This window comes from Pseudomonas sp. R1-1, assembly GCF_051132135.1.
Classification (GTDB): Bacteria; Pseudomonadota; Gammaproteobacteria; order Pseudomonadales; family Pseudomonadaceae; genus Aquipseudomonas.
In genome coordinates, this window is the sequence record NZ_CP071663.1 from 4,398,588 (window position 1) to 4,418,575 (window position 19,988).

The 19,988-nt window shown below is 57.3% G+C and carries 16 protein-coding genes; 9 read left to right on the top strand and 7 right to left on the bottom strand.

All coding sequences use genetic code 11. From position 1 onward, the window contains the following. Positions 1–10: 10 nt before the first annotated feature. The 3 genes from sdhA to sdhC are packed head-to-tail and all read right to left on the bottom strand — an operon-like array spanning position 11 to position 2,523. Positions 11–1,783, bottom strand: a complete 1,773-nt coding sequence (sdhA, locus tag J3P75_RS19685; protein WP_042607585.1) for a succinate dehydrogenase flavoprotein subunit — start codon at positions 1,781–1,783, stop codon at positions 11–13. 3 nt (positions 1,784–1,786) lie between these two features. Continuing rightward, entirely contained in the window at positions 1,787–2,155 is a 369-nt protein-coding gene (gene sdhD / locus J3P75_RS19690) for a succinate dehydrogenase, hydrophobic membrane anchor protein (protein ID WP_008049683.1), read from the bottom strand. Next, positions 2,149–2,523: a succinate dehydrogenase, cytochrome b556 subunit gene (gene sdhC, locus J3P75_RS19695; RefSeq protein WP_016773673.1), complete on the bottom strand. Its 375-nt coding sequence runs from the start codon at positions 2,521–2,523 to the stop codon at positions 2,149–2,151. The genes sdhD and sdhC overlap by 7 nt, the downstream gene beginning before the upstream one ends. Before the next feature lie 363 nt (positions 2,524–2,886). On the opposite strand from sdhC, the gene gltA reads away from it, so the two are divergent. Together gltA and J3P75_RS19705 are read left to right on the top strand one after the other, a co-directional pair. Next, positions 2,887–4,176, top strand: a complete 1,290-nt coding sequence (gene gltA, locus J3P75_RS19700) for a citrate synthase (RefSeq protein ID WP_090282413.1) — start codon at positions 2,887–2,889, stop codon at positions 4,174–4,176. A gap of 554 nt (positions 4,177–4,730) precedes the next feature. After that, on the top strand, positions 4,731–5,873 hold the full coding sequence (locus J3P75_RS19705) for an IS481 family transposase (protein ID WP_434707542.1): 1,143 nt from the start codon (positions 4,731–4,733) through the stop codon (positions 5,871–5,873). A gap of 649 nt (positions 5,874–6,522) precedes the next feature. On the opposite strand, the gene J3P75_RS19710 is transcribed toward J3P75_RS19705, so the two are convergent. From J3P75_RS19710 to J3P75_RS19720, 3 genes are all read right to left on the bottom strand, one after another. Beyond that, entirely contained in the window at positions 6,523–8,181 is a 1,659-nt protein-coding gene (locus J3P75_RS19710; RefSeq protein WP_042607583.1) for a cation acetate symporter, read from the bottom strand. Next, the gene (locus tag J3P75_RS19715) at positions 8,178–8,489 is read right to left on the bottom strand and encodes a DUF485 domain-containing protein (RefSeq protein ID WP_090282412.1); all 312 of its coding nucleotides are present in this window, start codon (positions 8,487–8,489) and stop codon (positions 8,178–8,180) included. The genes J3P75_RS19710 and J3P75_RS19715 overlap by 4 nt, the downstream gene beginning before the upstream one ends. 242 nt (positions 8,490–8,731) lie before the next feature. Continuing rightward, positions 8,732–9,583 (bottom strand): glycine betaine ABC transporter substrate-binding protein, encoded by an 852-nt coding sequence (locus J3P75_RS19720; protein WP_208938193.1) that lies wholly within the window; start codon positions 9,581–9,583, stop codon positions 8,732–8,734. Positions 9,584–9,882: 299 nt separating this feature from the next. On the opposite strand from J3P75_RS19720, the gene J3P75_RS19725 reads away from it, so the two are divergent. Next, positions 9,883–11,475 carry a beta (1-6) glucans synthase gene (locus J3P75_RS19725; RefSeq protein ID WP_434707881.1) on the top strand — a complete coding sequence of 531 codons (1,593 nt, stop codon included), beginning with the start codon at positions 9,883–9,885 and terminating at the stop codon, positions 11,473–11,475. 129 nt (positions 11,476–11,604) lie between these two features. On the opposite strand, the gene J3P75_RS19730 is transcribed toward J3P75_RS19725, so the two are convergent. Then, positions 11,605–11,973 (bottom strand): hypothetical protein, encoded by a 369-nt coding sequence (locus tag J3P75_RS19730; protein WP_434707882.1) that lies wholly within the window; start codon positions 11,971–11,973, stop codon positions 11,605–11,607. 224 nt (positions 11,974–12,197) lie between these two features. On the opposite strand from J3P75_RS19730, the gene J3P75_RS19735 reads away from it, so the two are divergent. The 6 genes from J3P75_RS19735 (at position 12,198) to J3P75_RS19760 (ending at position 19,975) form a co-directional block, all read left to right on the top strand. Then, entirely contained in the window at positions 12,198–13,496 is a 1,299-nt protein-coding gene (locus tag J3P75_RS19735) for a serine/threonine protein kinase (protein WP_206414945.1), read from the top strand. Continuing rightward, complete coding sequence (locus tag J3P75_RS19740) at positions 13,489–14,277, top strand: MlaA family lipoprotein (RefSeq protein ID WP_208938197.1); 789 nt, start codon at positions 13,489–13,491, stop codon at positions 14,275–14,277. Before J3P75_RS19735 ends, J3P75_RS19740 begins: the two co-directional genes overlap by 8 nt. 626 nt (positions 14,278–14,903) lie before the next feature. Further along, a complete protein-coding gene (locus J3P75_RS19745; RefSeq protein WP_434707883.1) occupies positions 14,904–16,121 on the top strand; it encodes an MFS transporter in 1,218 nt (405 codons plus the stop codon). 119 nt (positions 16,122–16,240) lie between these two features. Then, positions 16,241–17,440, top strand: coding sequence for a hypothetical protein (locus J3P75_RS19750; RefSeq protein WP_434707884.1), 1,200 nt, complete (start codon positions 16,241–16,243; stop codon positions 17,438–17,440). A gap of 14 nt (positions 17,441–17,454) precedes the next feature. Then, a complete protein-coding gene (locus tag J3P75_RS19755; RefSeq protein WP_434707885.1) occupies positions 17,455–19,314 on the top strand; it encodes an aminotransferase class I/II-fold pyridoxal phosphate-dependent enzyme in 1,860 nt (619 codons plus the stop codon). Continuing rightward, complete coding sequence (locus J3P75_RS19760; RefSeq protein ID WP_434707886.1) at positions 19,301–19,975, top strand: formyltransferase family protein; 675 nt, start codon at positions 19,301–19,303, stop codon at positions 19,973–19,975. Before J3P75_RS19755 ends, J3P75_RS19760 begins: the two co-directional genes overlap by 14 nt. Positions 19,976–19,988 lie beyond the last annotated feature (13 nt).

Genomic DNA, 19,988 nt, shown 5'->3' on the forward strand with positions numbered 1-19,988 from the left:
CGGTCACCCCTTAATAAGTCCGGACTTTAGGTTCGAAAGTCGGAACAGTCTTCGGCGAGAAGTTGACGGCACGCTTGGTGACGCGCTTGTCACCCGGGAAGTACAGGGTGTGGCACAGCCAGTTTTCGTCGTCACGGTCTTCGAAGTCTTCACGGGCGTGCGCGCCGCGGGACTCTTTACGTACTTCGGCCGCGATGGCGGTAGCTTCAGCCACTTCCAGCAGGTTTTGCAGCTCCAGCGCTTCGATTCGTGCAGTGTTGAACGCCTGCGACTTGTCGTTGATCTTCACGTTGGCGATGCGGGCACGCAGGTCAGCAAGCTGAGCGATGCCTTTCTGCATGTATTCGCCGGTACGGAATACGCCGAAGTAGTTCTGCATGCAGCTTTGCAGCTCGCGACGCAGGGTCGCAACGTCTTCACCGTCGGTACGGTTGTTCAGTGCGTTCAGGCGCGACAGGGCAGCTTCGATATCGGACTCGGTAGCGTCGTCGTATTCGATGCCGTCGGTCAGGGCCTTTTCCAGGTGCAGGCCGGCAGCGCGACCGAATACCACCAGGTCGAGCAGCGAGTTGCCGCCCAGACGGTTGGCACCGTGAACCGATACGCAAGCCACTTCACCGACCGCGAACAGGCCAGGAATGATCTGGTCCTGACCTTCGGCGTTCTGGGTGATCGCCTGGCCATGAATGTTGGTGGCAACGCCGCCCATCATGTAGTGGCAGGTCGGAACAACCGGAACCGGCGCAACCACCGGGTCAACGTGTGCGAACGTCTTCGACAGTTCGCAGATGCCTGGCAGACGGCTGTGCAGCACTTCCTCGCCCAGGTGGTCGAGTTTGAGCATTACGTGGTCGCCATTCGGACCGCAACCGTTGCCGGCGATGATTTCCTTGACCATCGAACGGGCAACCACGTCACGACCGGCAAGGTCTTTGGCGTTCGGAGCATAACGCTCCATGAAACGCTCGCCGTGCTTGTTGATCAGGTAACCACCTTCACCACGGCAACCTTCGGTCACCAGTACACCGGCGCCGGCGATGCCGGTCGGGTGGAACTGCCACATTTCGATGTCCTGCACCGGCACGCCGGCACGCAGGGCCATGCCAACGCCGTCACCGGTGTTGATCAGGGCATTGGTGGTGGAGGCGTAGATACGGCCTGCACCGCCAGTGGCCAATACGGTGGCCTTGGCGCGGATGTACGAAGTTTCGCCGGTTTCGATGCAGATCGCGATCACACCGACGAATTCGCCTTCCTGGTTTTTCACCAGATCGACAGCGTAGTACTCGTTGAGGAACGTGGTGCCGGCCTTCAGGTTGCCCTGATAAAGAGTATGCAGCAGCGCGTGACCGGTACGGTCGGAAGCGGCGCAAGTACGTGCAGCCTGACCGCCCTTGCCGTAGTCCTTGGACTGACCGCCGAACGGACGCTGGTAGATACGGCCTTGCTCGGTACGCGAGAACGGCAGACCCATGTGGTCCAGCTCGAACACCGCGGCCGGGCCTTCCTGACACATGTATTCGATCGCGTCCTGGTCACCGATGTAGTCGGAACCCTTGACGGTATCGTACATGTGCCAGCGCCAGTCATCGTTCGGATCAGCGGACGCGATTGCGCAGGTGATGCCGCCCTGGGCGGATACAGTGTGCGAACGGGTCGGGAAAACCTTGGTGATCACCGCAGTCTTGTGCCCGCCCTGTGCCAGCTGCAGCGCAGCGCGCATGCCGGCACCGCCACCACCAATAATGATGGCGTCGAAAGAAATCGTTGGAATGTTAGCCATGACTCAGATACCCCAGAGAATCTGCACACCCCAGACGAAGTAAGCGAACATCGCAACGCCGCAAACTGCCTGGAAAAGGAAACGTATTGCCGTTGCGGACTTGCCGAACGCCATTGGCGTCAGGTAGTCGGTCGCGATGGTCCACATGCCGACCCAGGCGTGAGCGCCCAGAGCAACAAGGGCCAGCAGGCTGAAAATACGCATTCCGTTGTGAGCGAACAGTTCATGCCACTGGGCATACTCGAGGCCAGGGTTGGCGACGATGTATCCGATCAGAAAGATGAAGTAAGCCGCGAGAACGACCGCAGACACACGTTGCGCCATCCAGTCATAGAGGCCCGAACGCGACAGGTTAGTGACGTTAGTTACCATATCCAGACTCCTGCCAGAACGATTACCACCACGGAAACGGCGATAACGATTTTCGAGCCCAGTTTGCCGCCTTCCAGCGTCTCACCGATGCCCATGTCCATGATCAAGTGGCGCACACCGGCTACCAGGTGATACAGCAGAGCGGACAGGATGCCCCAAATCACTAGCTTGGCTAGCGGACTGGTCAGACACGCTTTCACCTGACCGAAGCCTTCCTCGGAGCTCAGCGACTTGTCCAATGCATAAAGCATGATGGCAAGGCACACGAAGAGGATGACACCGGAGATACGGTGAAGAATGGACGTGTAAGCAGTGACTGGGAGTTTGATGGTCCTTAGGTCTAGGTTTACAGGTCGTTGGCTTTTCACGGCTTTTTTTTCACACTGAAGAGCCCCTAACAATCAGGGCAAAGTTGTTGGGGAGTGCACTGGTCAGGTAACCACCACCCAGGGATGCGACCCCCAATGAAAGCAAGCCCAAAAGCCCTTGGCGGTCGGTGGCCGAGTATAGACAGTTAGGCTACTAATGACAACGCGTTCACCTACCCCCAATAGCGGATTGCACAAGTCGCATAAAAGGCGTAAATGGCAGTCAATTTCGAGGAAAAAGTGCGCTTAAAGCCTTCTGGAGCAAGACTTTAGGCAAATTGACATTCGAATTTATCTCACTATAGTGGTGCGGGCCCTGCGTGGGGGGTCTGTCTGATGGTTCAAGCATAAATAGGAGGCCACATGGCTGACAAAAAAGCGCAGTTGATCATCGAGGGCGCAGCCCCCGTCGAGCTGCCCATTTTAACCGGCACCGTTGGTCCCGATGTAATCGATGTTCGGAGCCTGACGGCCACGGGCCGCTTCACGTTCGACCCGGGTTTCATGTCGACCGCCTCGTGCGAGTCGAAGATCACCTATATCGACGGCGACAACGGCATTCTGTTGCACCGCGGCTACCCGATCGAACAGCTGGCTGAAAAGTCGGACTACCTGGAAACCTGCTACCTGCTGCTCAACGGCGAATTGCCGACGGCAGAACAGAAGGCCCAGTTCGTCAGCACCGTGAAAAACCACACGATGGTTCACGAGCAGCTGAAAACCTTCTTCAACGGTTTCCGTCGCGACGCCCACCCGATGGCCGTCATGTGCGGTGTAGTCGGCGCCCTCTCGGCCTTCTACCACGACTCCCTGGACATCAATAACCCGCAGCATCGCGAAATCTCCGCGATCCGTCTGGTTGCCAAGATGCCGACCCTGGCAGCGATGGTTTACAAGTACTCCATGGGCCAACCCATGATGTACCCGCGCAACGACCTGACGTACGCGGAAAACTTCCTGCACATGATGTTCAACACCCCTTGCGAGATCAAACCGATCAGCCCGGTACTCGCCAAGGCCATGGACCGGATCTTCATCCTCCACGCCGACCACGAGCAGAACGCGTCGACCTCTACCGTCCGTCTGGCCGGCTCTTCGGGTGCCAACCCGTTCGCCTGTATCGCCGCCGGTATCGCCGCACTGTGGGGCCCTGCCCACGGTGGTGCGAACGAAGCCGTACTGACCATGCTCGATGAAATCGGCGATGTCTCGAACATCGACAAATTCATCGCCAAGGCCAAGGACAAGAACGATCCGTTCAAGCTGATGGGCTTCGGCCACCGCGTCTACAAGAACCGCGACCCTCGCGCCACGGTCATGAAGCAGACCTGCGACGAAGTATTGAAGGAACTGGGCATCAACAACGATCCGCAACTCGAACTGGCCATGCGCCTGGAAGAGATCGCCCTGACCGACCCGTACTTCATCGAACGCTCGCTGTACCCGAACGTCGACTTCTACTCGGGGATCATCCTCAAGGCGATCGGCATTCCGACCAGCATGTTCACCGTGATCTTCGCCCTGGCACGTACTGTCGGCTGGATTTCGCACTGGAAGGAAATGCTCTCGAGCCCGTACAAGATTGGCCGTCCGCGCCAGCTGTACACGGGTTATGAGTCGCGTGACATCGTTAAGCTGGAAGACCGTAAGTAAGGTTTTCTTGTTTTGATGGTTTAGTGGTGTGTCAGGAACGGCCTCTTATATAGAGGCCGTTTTTGTTTGCGGTCGCAGCGGCCTTCGGGCCGACTGTTTTCAGGGTCGGGGGCATATCCGTTAATGCGGGTGTTGCCGCTGGCGGTTTCGCTCTTACAGCGAGTCCCTTTTTCAGACGCCAAAAAGGAACCAAAAGGCTTTGCCCCGGCGTTCGGCCCCTCGCTGGGGCTCGGGGTTCCTTCGTTACGGAATCGATCCGGGCGCAGCGGCTCCGGTTTGCTTCGCTGCACCTACTTCCGCTGTGTACGACTTCGTCGTACGGTCGCTACGCTCCCACGCCCGGATCGATCCCTTCACTCAGCCTTCCGAAGGGGCAAAAGATCAAAAGCCAGATCAAGATCAAAATCCAGAGCAAGATCAAAATCCAGAGCAAGATCAAAAGCCCCTCACCCTAGCCCTCTCCCTGTATGTACCGGACACATGGTGGACAGGTGTTCGGAGACATGGTGGACACTTTTTAATAGGCACATTGCTCATCATCAAGGAGATGACCTGTGTCCTGGCAAGAGGCATCCACCATGCAACTTCGTACAGAGTTTGTGCATTTAGCTCGGCAAGAAGGAGCGAATGTTCGGCAGCTTTGCCGTCGATTCAATATCAGCCCAAGTACTGCCTACAAATGGCTCAACAGGTTTGAAATATCAGGTGTAGAGGGGTTGCACGATCAGTCCCGTCGACCGAAAACATCACCGAAACGTTGTGCTGATGAGGTTGAGCAGCGGATTCTGACCATGAGTCAGCGATACGAGGCCTGGGGTGCCCGCAAGCTCAAGCGCGTGCTGGAAGATGAAGGCGCTGTGATGCCCTCTGTCAGCACTGTGCATGCGGTTTTGCAGCGTCATTCGCGTGTTGATCCAAAGGCTACCGAGATCAAACCATTTATCCGCTTTGAGCACGAAGCGCCTAACGATCTATGGCAGATCGACTTCAAGGGACATTTCAGTCTGAGCCACGGACGCTGCCATCCATTCACAATACTGGACGACCACTCACGCTTTTCGCTATGCATTGCCGCATGTGCCAATGAACAGCGCCAAACTGTACAAGACCATCTAATCCGGACGTTTCGACGCTACGGCCTGCCGTTGCGCATGACGATGGACAACGGCTCGCCATGGGGCGATCAGACTGGCGTTTATACTGCGCTGGAAGTCTGGCTGATGAGCCAGGGCATTAAGGTCGGTCACTCCCGGCCTTATCATCCTCAGACTCAGGGAAAACTGGAGCGCTTCCACCGCAGCCTGAAAAATGAAGTCCTGCAAGGCCGGTTTTTCACCGATCTCGACGACGCACAACGGGCGTTTGATACCTGGCGCGACATCTACAACCAAAAACGCCCTCATCAGGCGCTGGGCATGGCGGTGCCGGCGGCTCGTTACAGTGGCAGCCCAAGGGAATATCAGGAGCGACCGGCGGAACCGGAGTACAGCGACGCGGATGTGGTCAGGAAGGTACAGGTGGGAGGCGAAATCTTTTGGAGGAATCGGGAATACAAGATTGGAAAGGCTTTTTATGGCAGGTGCATAGCGATCAGGGAGACGACGGAGGACGGCATCCACGATGTCTACTGGAGTAGACATCGTGTCGCTCGAATCGACTTGAACTTGCAGGTCGTGACGGCAGGTAAGAAGATCTAAAACCGTCCACCATGTCTCCGAACATGTGTCCACCATGTCTCCGGTACATACACTCCCGGAGGGAGAGGGGACTGACCGTGGGGGATGCGAGAGATACGCTGACCTGGGATATCGAGTTGAATGCAGATTTTGAAAGACCCACAAATCGGCTCCCTCTCCTTGGGAAGAGGGCTGGGGTGAGGGGCAGCCACGCCACAAATCCCAATCCTACCCCACGCTTCTAACCACTCAACAATGAGCGTTAGCTCGCGTGCTCTTGATCTTGATCTTGATCTTGATCTTGCCTAACCAGCGACATCGGAAGGCTGAGTGGAGGGATTGATCCGGGCGTGGGAGCGCAGCGACCGTCTGGCGCAGCCAGACACAGCGGAAGGAGGTGCAGCGCAGCAAACCGTAGCCGCTGCGCCCGGATCGATCCCGCAGCGAAGGGACCCGAGCCTGCGAGGGCCGAACGCAGGAGCAAGCCTTTTCGGTTACCTTTTTGGCGTTTGAAAAAGGTGACCCGCCGTAAGGGCGGAACCCTAAGAAGCCGTTACCGCAGCACCGGATATACACACCAAACCACCCGATAACCGCCCACAAAAAAAATGCCCCAATCTCTCGATCAGGGCACTCTTGCAGCTTGCAGCTTGCAGCTAAAAACCGCTTTTTAGTGCGAAACCGCCCCACTCGCCCCCAACCCGGTCTGCGACCGCACAAACTGCGGGAAGAACAGCGCCCGCTCGTTGTCCGCCGCCGCCGACTTGTCAGTAATCGAGAAGAACCAGATCCCGATAAAGGCAATGATCATCGAAAACAGCGCCGGGTACTCATAGGGGAAGATTGCCTTCTCATGATGCAGAATCTGCACCCAGATGGTCGGGCCAAGAATCATCAGGCCGACCGCACTGATCAACCCCAACCAGCCGCCAATCATCGCACCGCGCGTAGTCAGCTTCTTCCAGTACATCGAAAGCAACAGCACCGGGAAGTTGCAGCTCGCCGCGATCGAGAACGCCAGGCCAACCATGAACGCAATGTTCTGGCTTTCGAACAGAATGCCCAGACCGATCGCCAGCACCGCCAGAGCGATAGTGGTGATCTTCGACACGCGAATCTCATCCTTCTCGTTGGCCTTGCCCTTCTTGATCACACTGGCATACAGGTCATGCGACACCGCCGAAGCACCGGCCAGCGTCAGGCCAGCCACCACCGCGAGAATGGTCGCGAACGCTACCGCTGAGATGAAGCCGAGGAAAATGCTGCCACCGACCGCGTTGGCCAGGTGCACCGCCGCCATGTTGTTGCCACCAAGCAAGGCGCCCGCTGCATCTTTGAAAGCAGGGTTGGTGCTGACCAGCAGGATCGCGCCGAAGCCGATGATGAAGGTCAGGATATAGAAGTAGCCAATGAAACCGGTTGCATAGAGCACGCTCTTGCGCGCTTCTTTCGCGTCACTCACGGTGAAGAAGCGCATCAGAATGTGCGGAAGGCCCGCGGTACCGAACATCAGCGCCAGACCCAGCGAGAACGCCGAGATCGGATCCTTGACCAGACCGCCCGGGCTCATGATCGCTTCGCCCTTGGCGTGAACCTTGATCGCTTCAGAGAACAGCGTGTTGAAATCGAAGCCAACGTGTTTCATCACCATCAGAGCCATGAACGAGGCACCGGACAGCAGCAATACGGCCTTGATGATCTGCACCCACGTGGTCGCCAGCATGCCGCCGAACAGCACGTACATGCACATCAGCACACCGACCAGGATCACCGCAACGTGGTAATCAAGGCCGAACAGCAGCTGGATCAGCTTGCCGGCACCGACCATTTGCGCGATCAGGTAGAACGCCACCACCACCAGCGAACCGCACGCAGACAGGGTGCGAATCTGGGTTTGCCCGAGGCGGTAGGACGCCACGTCGGCAAAGGTGTATTTACCCAGGTTACGCAGACGTTCGGCGATCAGGAACAGGATGATCGGCCAGCCCACCAGGAAGCCGATCGAGTAGATCAGGCCATCGTAGCCGGAGGTGAACACCAGCGCGGAAATCCCCAGGAAGGACGCCGCCGACATGTAGTCACCGGCAATCGCCAGACCGTTCTGGAAACCGGTGATCTTGCCGCCCGCCGCGTAATAATCGGCGGCCGAGTTGTTTTTCTTCGAAGCCCAGTAGGTGATGTACAGCGTCGCGCCGACAAAGGCCACGAACATCAGGATCGCCGGGATGTTCAGCGGTTGCTTGGCCACGGCACCGGTCAGGGCATCAGCGGCCCAGGCGCCGGGCGCGAACGCGGCAACGCTTAATAGAGCAAGTAGACGCCGGATCATTGCTGAGCCTCCTTGAGAATCGCATTGTTCAGGTCGTCGAACTCGCCATTGGCGCGGCGCACGTAGATGCCGGTCAGGACGAAGGCCGAAAGGATCAGGCCGACACCGATCGGGATGCCCCAGGTAATCGAAGATTCCGGACTGAGTTTCGCCCCGAGCACATGCGGCCCGTACGCGATCAGCAGGATGAATGCGGAGTACAGCCCAAGCATGATTGCCGAGAGAATCCAGGCGAATCGTTCCCTTTTCTTGACCAGCTCCTTGAATCGGGGACTGTTTTGAATCGAGAGGTAAATGCTGTCGTTCATTGTTTTTATCCTCGCAGCACAGATTATTGTTGGAACGTAGCTAATGTATGCGGCTGCGAGAGAGGTTCCAGACGACCTTAGTAGTAGATGGCCATGACGTATTTGCCATTATCCGGTACACCCAAAAACAACTGTAGGAGTGAGCCTGCTCGCGATGGCGTCGTATCAGTCGACATTTCTATCAACTGATGGGACGCTATCGCGAGCAGGCTCACTCCTACAGGGGTGTGGCGGTGTTTGAATTATTTGGTCCAGTCAGCCACGCGATCCGGATGTTTGGCGACCCATTCTTTTGCGGCGGCATCAGGCTTGGCACCATCCTGGATCGCCAGCATGACTTCGCCGATTTCGTCTTTCGACGCCCACTGGAAGTTTTTCAGGAATTTCGCCACTTCCGGGGCCTTGGCTTCGAGGCCTTTGCTGCCGATGCTGTTCACGGTTTCAGCCTGGCCATACACCCCCTTCGGGTCATCGAGGAAGCGCAGTTTCCACTTGGCGAACATCCAGTGCGGCACCCAACCAGTGACGGCGATGGACTCGTTTTTCTTCTCGGCGCGGGTCAGCTCGGCAATCATGCCGGCGCCGGAACTGGCCTTGAGGCTGTATTTGTCCAGACCGTAATCCTTGATCGCCTGATCGGTCTTGAGCATCACGCCTGAACCGGCATCGATCCCGACGATGCGGTTCTTGAAGGTGTCATCGGTTTTCAGGTCTTCGATCGATTTGGCTTTGACGTACTCCGGCACGATCAGGCCGATTTTCGCATCCTTGAAGTTCGGGCCGTAATCGACGACCTGATCCTTGTTCTTGGTCCAGTAGTCGCCGTGGGTCACCGGAAGCCAGGCCGAAAGCATGGCGTCGAGCTTACCGGTGGCCACGCCCTGCCACATGATCCCGGTGGCCACGGCTTGCAGCTTCACGTCGTAACCGAGTTTCTGCTTGATCACTTCGGCCGCCACATGGGTGGTCGCGACGCTGTCGGACCAGCCGTCAACGTAACCGATGTTCAGGGTCTGTTTTTCAGCGTTGGCGAAACTGGAACTCATCGCAAGCGCCAGCACGGCACCTGCGCCTAAAAGTCGTCGCATCTTCATCGTTTACTTCCCCGAAATGCTGCGCCCGACGGATGCCGGGCATCGTCAACGTATTGTTATGGTGCAGCGCCCCCTTCACGCCGCACCGCTCACTCGATCGAACATCAGCGCGATTTTTCCACAAGGGTACTGACGCTTCGATCATCAACCTGACGACCGCAGCGACCTGCTCTGTCAGCGACCTCAAGGCAACGAGAAACGACATCAGAACGCCATTAATCGCGCCTGGATAATTGACGCCAGACAATCCGCCCGAACTTTGCATGTCGTCAGCATGCGGCGCACCAACCCCTCTATAAATGCAGGTAACATGCGTCGCTTTGCAGCCACTCGGCCTGACCATGACCGCGACGTCCCGTTTTCCTTTTCTGCCCTATCTGTTCGCCTGCCTGCTCGGCCTGCTTGCCCTCGCTGGCTTCTGGTTCGGGCTCGGCCAAGCGGTAATCCTGCCGGACGCGGCCACCCCGACGCACAAGCTGCAATGCGCCTCCTACACGCCGTTCGATAAAGACCAGTCGCCCTTCGACGTGCCGTTCAAATTGCGCCCCGAGCGCATGGACGCCGACCTCGCGCTGCTGGCCACGCGTTTCGAGTGCATCCGGACCTATTCGATGACCGGCCTCGAAGCACTGCCGGATCTGGCGCGCAAGCACGGGCTGAAATTGATGATCGGCGCCTGGGTCAACAGCAACCCGGTCGACACCGAAAAGGAAGTCGATCTGCTGATTCAATCGGCCAACGCCAACCCTGACGTGGTCACGGCCGTGATCGTCGGCAACGAAGCCTTGCTGCGCAAAGAGGTGACCGGCGCGCAACTGGCCCGGCTGATCAACAAGGTCAAAAGCCAGGTCAGGCAACCGGTGACCTACGCCGATGTCTGGGAGTTCTGGCTCAAGCACCCGGAAGTCGCGCCGGCGGTGGATTTCCTGACCATTCATTTATTGCCGTACTGGGAAGATGATCCGTCGAACATCGACGTTGCCCTGCAGCATGTCGCGGATGTGCGTCAGGTGTTCGGCAACAAATTCGCGCCCAAGGACGTGATGATCGGCGAAACCGGCTGGCCGAGCGAAGGCCGCCAGCGTGAGACCGCCGTGCCGAGCCGGGTCAACGAAGCGAAATTCATTCGCGGGTTCGTGGCGGTGGCCGAGAAGGAAGGCTGGCGTTATAACCTGATCGAAGCGTTTGATCAGCCGTGGAAACGCGGCAGTGAAGGCGCAGTCGGCGGTTATTGGGGCTTGTACGATGCCGATCGCCAGGATAAAGGCGTGCTGGCCGGGCCGGTGAGCAACGTGCCGTACTGGAAGGCGTGGCTGGCGGTTGGTGGTTTGATTTTTCTCGGCACGCTGACGCTTGGCGGTCGCGTTCGGAACACCCGTTCGGCGCTGCTGTTACCGCTGCTGGGCGCCCTCGCCGCTTGTTCGATTGGCGCCTGGGGCGATCTGGCACGAGTGACCACGCGGTTTGCCAGCGAGTGGTTGTGGGTCGGCTTGCTGACGCTGTTGAATCTGCTCGTGTTGACGCACGCTGCATTGACGTTGAGTACGCGCGCGGGCTGGCGTGGGCGTGTTTTCGACTGGTTTGAGCGGCGCGCCGGCTGGCTGGTCGCAGCGGCCGGTTTTGCCGCGGCAGTGATGATGCTGGAGATGGTCTTCGACCCGCGTTATCGCAGCTTTGCCAGCATGGCGTTCGTGCTGCCGGCGCTGGTTTATGTGTGCCGGCCGGTGAGCGTGCCGCGCAGGGAGATTGCCTTGCTGACCTTTATGGTCGGGGCGGGGATTGCGCCGCAGTTGTATCAGGAAGGGTTGCTGAATCAGCAGGCTTGGGGTTGGGCGCTGGTCAGCGTATTAATGGTGGCGGCGTTGTGGCGCTGCTTGCGGGTTCGGCCCTGATAATCTGCACCGGCCCTGCTGGCCTTATCGCTAGCAGGGCTAGCTCCCACACTGGATCTTTGGGAACACAAAATTTGTGTCAAACAAAAATCCCCTGTGGGAGCCAGCCCTGCTGGCGATAGCGCCCAATCAGGCGCTGCGGGACTCGCGGACCAGGCGCAACCCGGCAATCACCACCGCAAACACCGCCAACGTGGTGTTGTACAACGCCAGCGCCGGCAAACCGATCGCCAGCGCCAGCACCGCCAGCCACCACCCTGCCTGTCCCGGCACAACGAAGCTGATCAGCGCCGCACCGAGCGCCGCCCAGCCCAATACCTTGAAATGAATCATCAGCCCCAGATTGGCACGCACCTGACATTCCCAACGGCTGGCCTCATCGACGCAGATGCCGACCCACTGGCCGTCTTCCATAAAGCCATAACGCGCGGCATAACTGGCAGCCAGCCACAACGGCAACAGCACGAGCAGCACAATCACGGGCAAGCGGCGGGACATGGAGCACTCCAATCTACGGAAATCGGCGGCCAGCTTAATCTGCCGCCCCGCATACGCAAGCGCTAACAACACTTAACTGTTCATTCGGGCCGTGCAAAGTGTATCGTCCAGCTACTATTACCCCGAATTCCGCCTGTTTGGTGCCGCAGCATGGCACTTTGGCGCAAGCCCGGTGGTCATAGCCTGCGAACTTCATTCGGCACCTTCCTCTAAGGGATCTAGTCATGCTCCGTTCCTTGCGCTTCGCCGCGCTGTTCAGCGGCCTTATTTTGAGTGCGTCCGCACTGGCGGTGGATATCGACGCCGCCAGTTATGGCTACCCCCTGACCAATCCGTTCGAGGCGACCATCGCCACGACGCCGCCGGATTTGCGCCCTGAATTGCCGCTCGACGACGACATCAACCAGTCGGATCGCAGCGTCACCCTGCGCCCGGAACGCGAGTTCATCCTCCCGGACAATTTCTGGGCGGTGAAAAAGCTGACCTATCGCATTGCCACGCAAGACAAACCGGCACCGCTGATCTTTCTGATTGCCGGCACCGGTGCGCGTTTTGACAGCACGCTCAACGAATACCTGAAAAAGCTCTATTACAAGGCCGGCTACCACGTCGTGCAGTTGTCGTCGCCGACCAGCTTCGACTTCATCAGCGCCGCTTCGCGCTTCGCCACACCGGGTGTGACCAAGGAAGACGCCGAAGACATGTACCGGGTGATGCAGGCCGTGCGCGCGCAGAACCCGAAACTGCCGGTGACCGAGTACTACCTCACCGGCTACAGCCTCGGCGCCCTCGATGCCGCGTTCGTCGCGCATCTGGACGAGACGCGCCGCAGCTTCAACTTCAAGAAAGTGCTGCTGCTCAACCCGCCGGTCAACCTCTATACCTCGGTGACCAACCTCGACAAGCTGGTGCAGACCGAAGTCAAAGGCATCAACAGCAGCACCACCTTTTATGAGCTGGTGCTGACCAAGCTGACCCGCTACTTCCAGCAAAAAGGCTACATCGACCTCAATGACGCGCTGCTTTACGACTTCCAACAGTCCAAGCAGCACCTGACCAATGAGCAGATGGCGATGCTGATCGGCACGTCGTTCCGCTTCTCGGCGGCCGATATCGCGTTCACTTCCGACCTGATCAACCGTCGTGGCCTGATCACGCCGCCGAAATTCCCGATCACCGAGGGCACCAGCCTTACGCCGTTCCTCAAGCGTGCGCTGCAATGTGATTTCGATTGCTACATCACCGAGCAGGTCATTCCGATGTGGCGCGCGCGCACCGACGGCGGCAGCCTGCTGCAACTGATCGATCAGGTCAGCCTGTACGCACTCAAGGATTACCTGCAAGCCAGTCCGAAAATTGCCGTGATGCACAACGCCGACGACGTGATCCTCGGCCCCGGCGACCTCGGTTTCCTGCGCAAGACCTTCGGTGATCGCCTGACCGTTTACCCACTGGGCGGCCACTGTGGCAACCTTAACTATCGCGTCAACAGCGACGCCATGCTGGAGTTCTTCCGTGGCTAAATATCTCCTGCTGATTACAGCGCTCCTCTGTGCAGGCGTGGCCCAGGCCGACAACAGCAAAGCCAACGCGCCGGTAGTGGTCGACAGCGACGGTTTCAAGGAACCGCTGACCAAACTGAAATTCAACGCGGGCCTGGACCAGCGCGAGTTCGAGCGTTCGACGCTCAACGCGCTGAACGTCTACGACCCGTTGGAATCGTGGAACCGTCGGGTCTACCACTTCAACTACCGCTTCGACCAATGGGTGTTCCTGCCGGTGGTCGATGGCTACCGCTACATCACCCCAAGCTTCGTGCGCACCGGGGTGAGCAACTTCTTCAACAACCTCGGTGACGTGCCGAACCTGGTCAACAGCCTGCTGCAGTTCAAGGGCCAGCGTTCGATGGAAACCACCGCGCGCCTGCTGCTCAACACCACCATCGGCATCGCCGGTCTGTGGGACCCGGCCACCGCCATGGGCCTGCCGCGCCAGAGCGAAGACTTCGGTCAGACCCTGGGCTTCTACGGTGTACCGGGCGGCGCCTACTTCGTGCTGCCGATCCTCGGCCCGTCGAACATCCGCGATACCGCCGGCCTGGCTGTGGACTACACCGCCGAATCGGCGATCAACTTCCTCAACGTTTCGGAAGTCAGCTCGAACCATCCGGAAGTCTGGGCGTTGCGTGCGGTCGACAAGCGCTACCAGACCAGCTTCCGCTACGGCCAGATGAACTCGCCGTTCGAGTACGAGAAAGTGCGGTACGTGTACACCGAGGCCCGTAAACTGCAAATCGCCGAGTAGCCGCTGCAAACCGCTGGCAAGCACTGATCACACCAGGCTTGCCAGCGCCCCCGCCCCTGCTTCCTTCCTGCCATCCCCCGGCGCCAGCCAAGGTAAAGACTGCCAAGGCGACTTCGTCTGTTTAATGGCTACCCGCGTTTAACGAACTCGTGCGTTCCAGCCAAAAATGCGTTCGAAATCGAACACAAAAATTTAATTGTGAATTTTTTATTAACATTTTGTGACACCTTATGTAGACTCGCCTCAACACTGCCAAGGAAGCAATAACGTGTTCAACGATACTCAAGGAATGATATCGGTCCTGCGCCGCCCTCCATCTCCATACTTCCCTGACTGCCAATTGCAGGCGCTCAGTAGTTGCGGACGTTGTTATCCATTTTTCAGCGAAACGTGCGCATAGCCAGTCGCTCGCGTTATCGGTAGTACATCCACAGAGACACTAAGCATGCCACTCGAATGGCATAACGCGTTGTGCGTCTTCAAATAGCTGCGGATGAAATACTGAGCGGGTGATGCTGGTAGTGCATTGGTCAAACTCCATAAACCTGCCATTGGCAGGTTGAACAGCGGCCGCTTTCAATATGCCTACTTCAATAAAAAACGCTGTCAATCGATACATTTCCGAGATGCCATTATTCATCTGGATACTATTTATAGGCACCTTCGTCACGCGCGCAACATCAATGATGGTGTGGCCATTTATCTCGATCGTGCTGTATACCCGTTTTGGGTTCAGCGCGACATTTATCGGTCTGATCCTGACATTGTCGATTGCCCTGTCATCGATCGTGAGTTTTTACAGTGGCTACCTCTCGGACAAGATTGGCCGCTTGAAAATCATCGTCCTGGGTTGTGTCGTCGCTGCAGTGTCTTATCTGCTACTGGGCATCAGTAGCAACGCTTATGGCTACATCGCAGGCACTTTGCTTGCCAACCTGTCGTGGGCGCTGGTCAATAATCCGATCAAAACGGTTATTGGCGACATCATCGAATCGCGGCCCCTGGTCGAGCGCGCCATGCATCTGCGCTACTTCTTCCTGAATGCCGGAGCGGCGACCGGGCCCTATTTTGGCCTGAAACTGGGCATCTCCGCAGACTCGCTGTCGTTCGCGCTGGTAACGCTTTCCTACGTTCTGCTGTTGGTCAGCGTGCTGGTATTCGGCAAAGGCGTGAGCCTCAAGGAGGTCAACACCACGAGCTTCAAAAGTACGATGGGCGTACTCGCAAAAGACCGCCTGTTTCTTGCGCTTGTGATCAATAACATCATCATGATGTTCATCTTCGGCAGTTTCGACTCCAGCTTGCCGCAACTGATGGCTGCCTTGGCTTTCGAGGGCTATCTGCCCTTTCTCGCTTCACTGATCGTGCTGCATGCCTCGACGATCGTCATCCTGCAATTGCCGCTTGCCAGCGCCCTGTCGTCGGTATCGCTCAATACCAAGATTTATCTGGGCTCGGCATTGCTGGTTATCAGTGAGGCCGGTTTTGCCTTGGCCGCGCATTCTCATGATGTAAAACCGTTGTGGTACGGCGCAGTGCTGATCATGAGCATGAGCCAGACTTTGCTGTTTCCATGCATCAATATGTTTGTCGATAGCCTGGCCCCGCCTAATTTGCGTGGCGCTTACTTTGGCGCGGCCTCCTTATACAGCATCGGTTTTTCTTTGGCGCCAATTGTTGGCGGCGTATTTGTACAGAAACTCAGCGGAACAGCACTTTATATATTCCTGACGCTTGCCAGCATCCTGATGACGGCCATATTCATCGGCATCTTCCGACGTAAAGGCAGCTCTAATCAGACAGGCACTTCGGTGGTGAATATCGGAACCGGTGCGCGCGCATAACTGATTATTTGACGCGAAGCTTTTCACACTCCAACCCTGTGCGCCAAATAGGGTGGCGCGAAACTTTTTCGCTTGGAAAAATTAAAAAACTTTAACTTCTCACCTATCAGGCCAACACCATGAATACGCCAATTTATGACCTCATCCTATGTGGTGCCGGACCCGCTAATATCTCATTGTTGCCTGATCTTATTCAGAACGAACAGATACAGCGCTGCCTGATACTCGAAAAATCCAGGAAGCTGGGCAGCGGCGAAATAGGTCAATACCGAATTACCGCCAACTCGCTCGGCGTTGTGTTTCTGGAAAAATTCCAGGAACGCACGGACGACCTCAGCCGCTTCCTGCAGAGCACACCCGAATGGACGTATTTCTCCGAGCGGCGTTCTGAGGCGGTAGAACTGCGCCACGTCGGGCGCTTCCTCGAACACATCGGCTCTTTCGTTGCCCAGCACCCATCCCTCTATAAACGCTTCGAAATATCCACCGAGTCGACGGTCTGCGAAATTCAGCTGACCTCGCAAGGCCTCTACAGCGTCAGTTACCTGATCGATGGCCAGCGGGTAGAGGCGTTGTGCAAGAAAGTCGTCTTCAACATCGGTGGTCGGCTCAAGCAAGCCACCGTGCAGCACCCGCATCACAACATCAATTCGGACGCGCTGCTCAAGGGCATCTATGACCAGGCATTGCAAAGCGGCGAGTACGACAACGTGGCCATCGTCGGCTCTTCGCACAGCGCAATATCTTGCGTGATCCGGCTAGTGGAGCAACTGCGATTTCCGGGCACCATCACGCTGCTGACCAAGCGCGATTTCAAACTGTTCTTCGACTCCCCTGCCTCCGCCCGCGAGCAGGATTATCCCTTTGTCGATGCTGACATTTGCCAGGCGAGCCAAAGGGTCAACCGCTATTCGGGCCTGCGCTACGACTCGTTCGAATTCGCCCGCAAGATCAAACAAGGATTGATCCGCAACCTGAACATCGTGGATATCGCGCATGCCGCTGCCGATCAGGTGCTGAGCCAGATAGCGCAATCGGACCTGTTGATTCACAGCACCGGATACCAGGCCGGGCTGGTGCCCTTGCTGGACGTTGATGGTACGGCGCTGAAGCTGCAACACGACGACTTCGGGCTGCTCACCAATGCGCAACTCAATCCGGTCACCTGTGAGGGTCGGGTGCTGGAAAACTTCCATACCTTCGGCCTCGGGGCCGGGATCAAGACCGGTGGCGACAGCGGTGGCGAGGAGAGCTTTCGCGGCAGGATCGACGGCGTATGGGTCTATCAGCACGTGGTGCCCGGACTTATCTTTCATTAAATAAGGAAATTACAATGAACAATCAGACAGCCATCATTCTCTGCGCCGGGCGTGGAAGTCGCTTGGGCAAACGCACGCGTCACACGCCCAAGCCGCTGGTAAAAACCAACAATATCGCATTCATCGACAATGCCTTGAACAACCTTGAAACGCTGGGCGTCACCAGCGTGGTCGTGGTGGTGGGCTATCAGTCCGAGACCATAACTGCTCATCTTCGGGCGATGGACACCGCGATCACCTTCGAATTCGTCAGCAACCCGGACTGGGCCACGACCAACAACATCTACTCGCTGTATCTGGCCCGCGAGCACATTACGCCGAACACACTGATCATCGAGGGCGACATTTATTTTTCGGCCTCCAGCCTGCAACAGCTCGTGCAAAAATCCGGGGATCTGATCGCCCTGGTGTCCCCGCTCGGCAACAACATGGAGGGCACCTACGCGGTGCTCGACGGCGAACACTTGCAGGGTTTTGGCTCAACCAAGGACGTCGGTCATCAGGCGCAGGCCGGACAATACAAAACAGTGAATCTGTACCAGGTCGGGACAGCCCCCTTCGCCGAGCACATCAAAAAACAACTTGCCAGTAACGTGCGCGAAGACAACCTGAACGCCTATTACGAGGACGTCTTCAAAAAAGCCTCACTGGAAGGCAAATGGGATATTCAGACAGTCATCGTGCCGACGACCGAATGGTATGAGGTCGACAATCATTACGACCTCACGGTCTGCAATTACATTTCCAGTGGCGATCGCCTGGACTTCGTGCAAAACCGCCATGGCGGTTACTGGCGCTACCCGATGCTGGATTTCGCCCTGATCTACAACTTCCACTTTCCGCCGCAGCAGATGAAAAACAAGATCAAGGACAACTTCGATCACATTCTGCTGAACTACCCAGGCGGCAGAAAGCTGATGGAAGAGTCGCTCAGCGAGTTCCTGGGTGTTCCCGCAAGGCACCTGTGTATCGCCAATGGCGCGGCGGAAATCATTAAATTGCTGCCGTCCGTTTATTCCGGCAACGCGTTGGTGACCGTGCCGTCCTTCAATGAATATGCGAACGTGTTCGGTGAGCAACGCACGCTCTGCCACCACACGCGCGAGCAGGATGACTTCGCTATCGACATCGAAGCGTTACTTGCCAGCTGCCGGCAGCAGCGCCCCGAAGTTGTGATCATCGAGTCGCCCAACAACCCGACCGGCGCCCTGACGCCCGCCTCGGCCCTGGCATCGCTGGCCGCTGAGTTGCTGGAACTGGACATCTCGCTGATCGTCGATGAGTCGTTCCTCGATTTCTCCAACCACGCCAGCAGCACCATGCTCAACGTGCTTGATGATCATCCCAACCTGGTGGTGATTCGCAGCATGAGCAAAACGTTCGGAATCGGCGGGATTCGCATCGGATATGTGGCCAGTGCCAACCGGACCTTGATGGCGCTGATCAACTCGCTGCTGCCGATCTGGAACATCAATGGTTTCGCCGAAGAATTCCTGCTGCATCTACCGCAGTATCAACAGGAATACCTGGCCAGCTGCCGACAAGTGATCAGCGATACTCAAGCGTTCCAACAGACGCTGAACGCGATCGACGGCATCTGCGGCTTCGCGACCGAAGCTAACTTCATTTACTGCAAGACTCGTTACGCCGACGCCCAGACCATTTCTCGATTGTTGCTGGACAAGCATCACATTTACATCAAGGAGTGCTCGGGCAAGCGCAATGATGATTCCGATAAATATTTCCGGATTTCCTGCCGTACGCCTGATGAAAACGCCAGATTGATCCAGGCCCTGGCTGGCGTGATGCAGAATCTGGCATCACACAAGCAAACCAGCAGCCAACCTGAGGAGAACGCCATTGAACTCGCTTAAGACGGTCGTGATTTGCGGCAAGGGCGAACTGGCGATTTTCGCCTGTGAGTATTTCAACGCGTCACCTCTCCATACGGTGTCGTACGTGGTGGCCGATCCTTTCGAGCCGGTCAGCACTGAACGTACATTGATCCAGTATTGCCGGGAGCACGGCATCGAGGTGGTCGAAAGCGGCTTGATCGAAGACTTGCCCGGTTATACCGACGGCACGTTCGCTTGTGACATCTGCCTGGTGATATTCCACAAGCGGATTTTGCCCAAGCGCTACATCGACTGCTGCGCGAAAATCATCAACCTGCACCTTTCCTACCTGCCGAAATACCGGGGCGTACGACCGGTCAACTGGGCACTGAAGAATGGCGAACGGATGCATGGCGCGACGTTGCACGAGATCAGCGAGGACATCGACGAAGGGCCGATCCTCAATCAGGTGGCCTTCAACATCTATCCCGAGTTCGAAGAAGTGATCGACACCTATACCCGCGCGATGGGCTACGCGCGGCAGTTGCTGGTGGATACTTTGCCGCTGATCGAGCGCATCGTCCCGGTCCCGCAGAAGCATGCCGACATGAGCATCTTCTACGAAAAGGACAATCTGCGCCTGGAAGAACGGATGACCTTCACCAAAGCGCAATCGCTGCAACTGCTCGAAATCCAGTAGCCTTCGGCGCCGC

What these genes read in the sequence shown, in the direction of transcription:
- J3P75_RS19715 (WP_090282412.1), bottom strand. Translation starts at nt 8,489, where the DNA reads ATGAACGACAGCATTTACCTCTCGATTCAAAACAGTCCCCGATTCAAG.
- J3P75_RS19725 (WP_434707881.1), top strand. Translation starts at nt 9,883, where the DNA reads ATGCAGGTAACATGCGTCGCTTTGCAGCCACTCGGCCTGACCATGACC.
- sdhA (WP_042607585.1), bottom strand. Translation starts at nt 1,783, where the DNA reads ATGGCTAACATTCCAACGATTTCTTTCGACGCCATCATTATTGGTGGT.
- gltA (WP_090282413.1), top strand. Translation starts at nt 2,887, where the DNA reads ATGGCTGACAAAAAAGCGCAGTTGATCATCGAGGGCGCAGCCCCCGTC.
- J3P75_RS19710 (WP_042607583.1), bottom strand. Translation starts at nt 8,181, where the DNA reads ATGATCCGGCGTCTACTTGCTCTATTAAGCGTTGCCGCGTTCGCGCCC.
- J3P75_RS19745 (WP_434707883.1), top strand. Translation starts at nt 14,904, where the DNA reads ATGCCATTATTCATCTGGATACTATTTATAGGCACCTTCGTCACGCGC.
- J3P75_RS19720 (WP_208938193.1), bottom strand. Translation starts at nt 9,583, where the DNA reads ATGAAGATGCGACGACTTTTAGGCGCAGGTGCCGTGCTGGCGCTTGCG.
- sdhD (WP_008049683.1), bottom strand. Translation starts at nt 2,155, where the DNA reads ATGGTAACTAACGTCACTAACCTGTCGCGTTCGGGCCTCTATGACTGG.
- J3P75_RS19735 (WP_206414945.1), top strand. Translation starts at nt 12,198, where the DNA reads ATGCTCCGTTCCTTGCGCTTCGCCGCGCTGTTCAGCGGCCTTATTTTG.
- J3P75_RS19730 (WP_434707882.1), bottom strand. Translation starts at nt 11,973, where the DNA reads ATGTCCCGCCGCTTGCCCGTGATTGTGCTGCTCGTGCTGTTGCCGTTG.
- J3P75_RS19755 (WP_434707885.1), top strand. Translation starts at nt 17,455, where the DNA reads ATGAACAATCAGACAGCCATCATTCTCTGCGCCGGGCGTGGAAGTCGC.
- J3P75_RS19750 (WP_434707884.1), top strand. Translation starts at nt 16,241, where the DNA reads ATGAATACGCCAATTTATGACCTCATCCTATGTGGTGCCGGACCCGCT.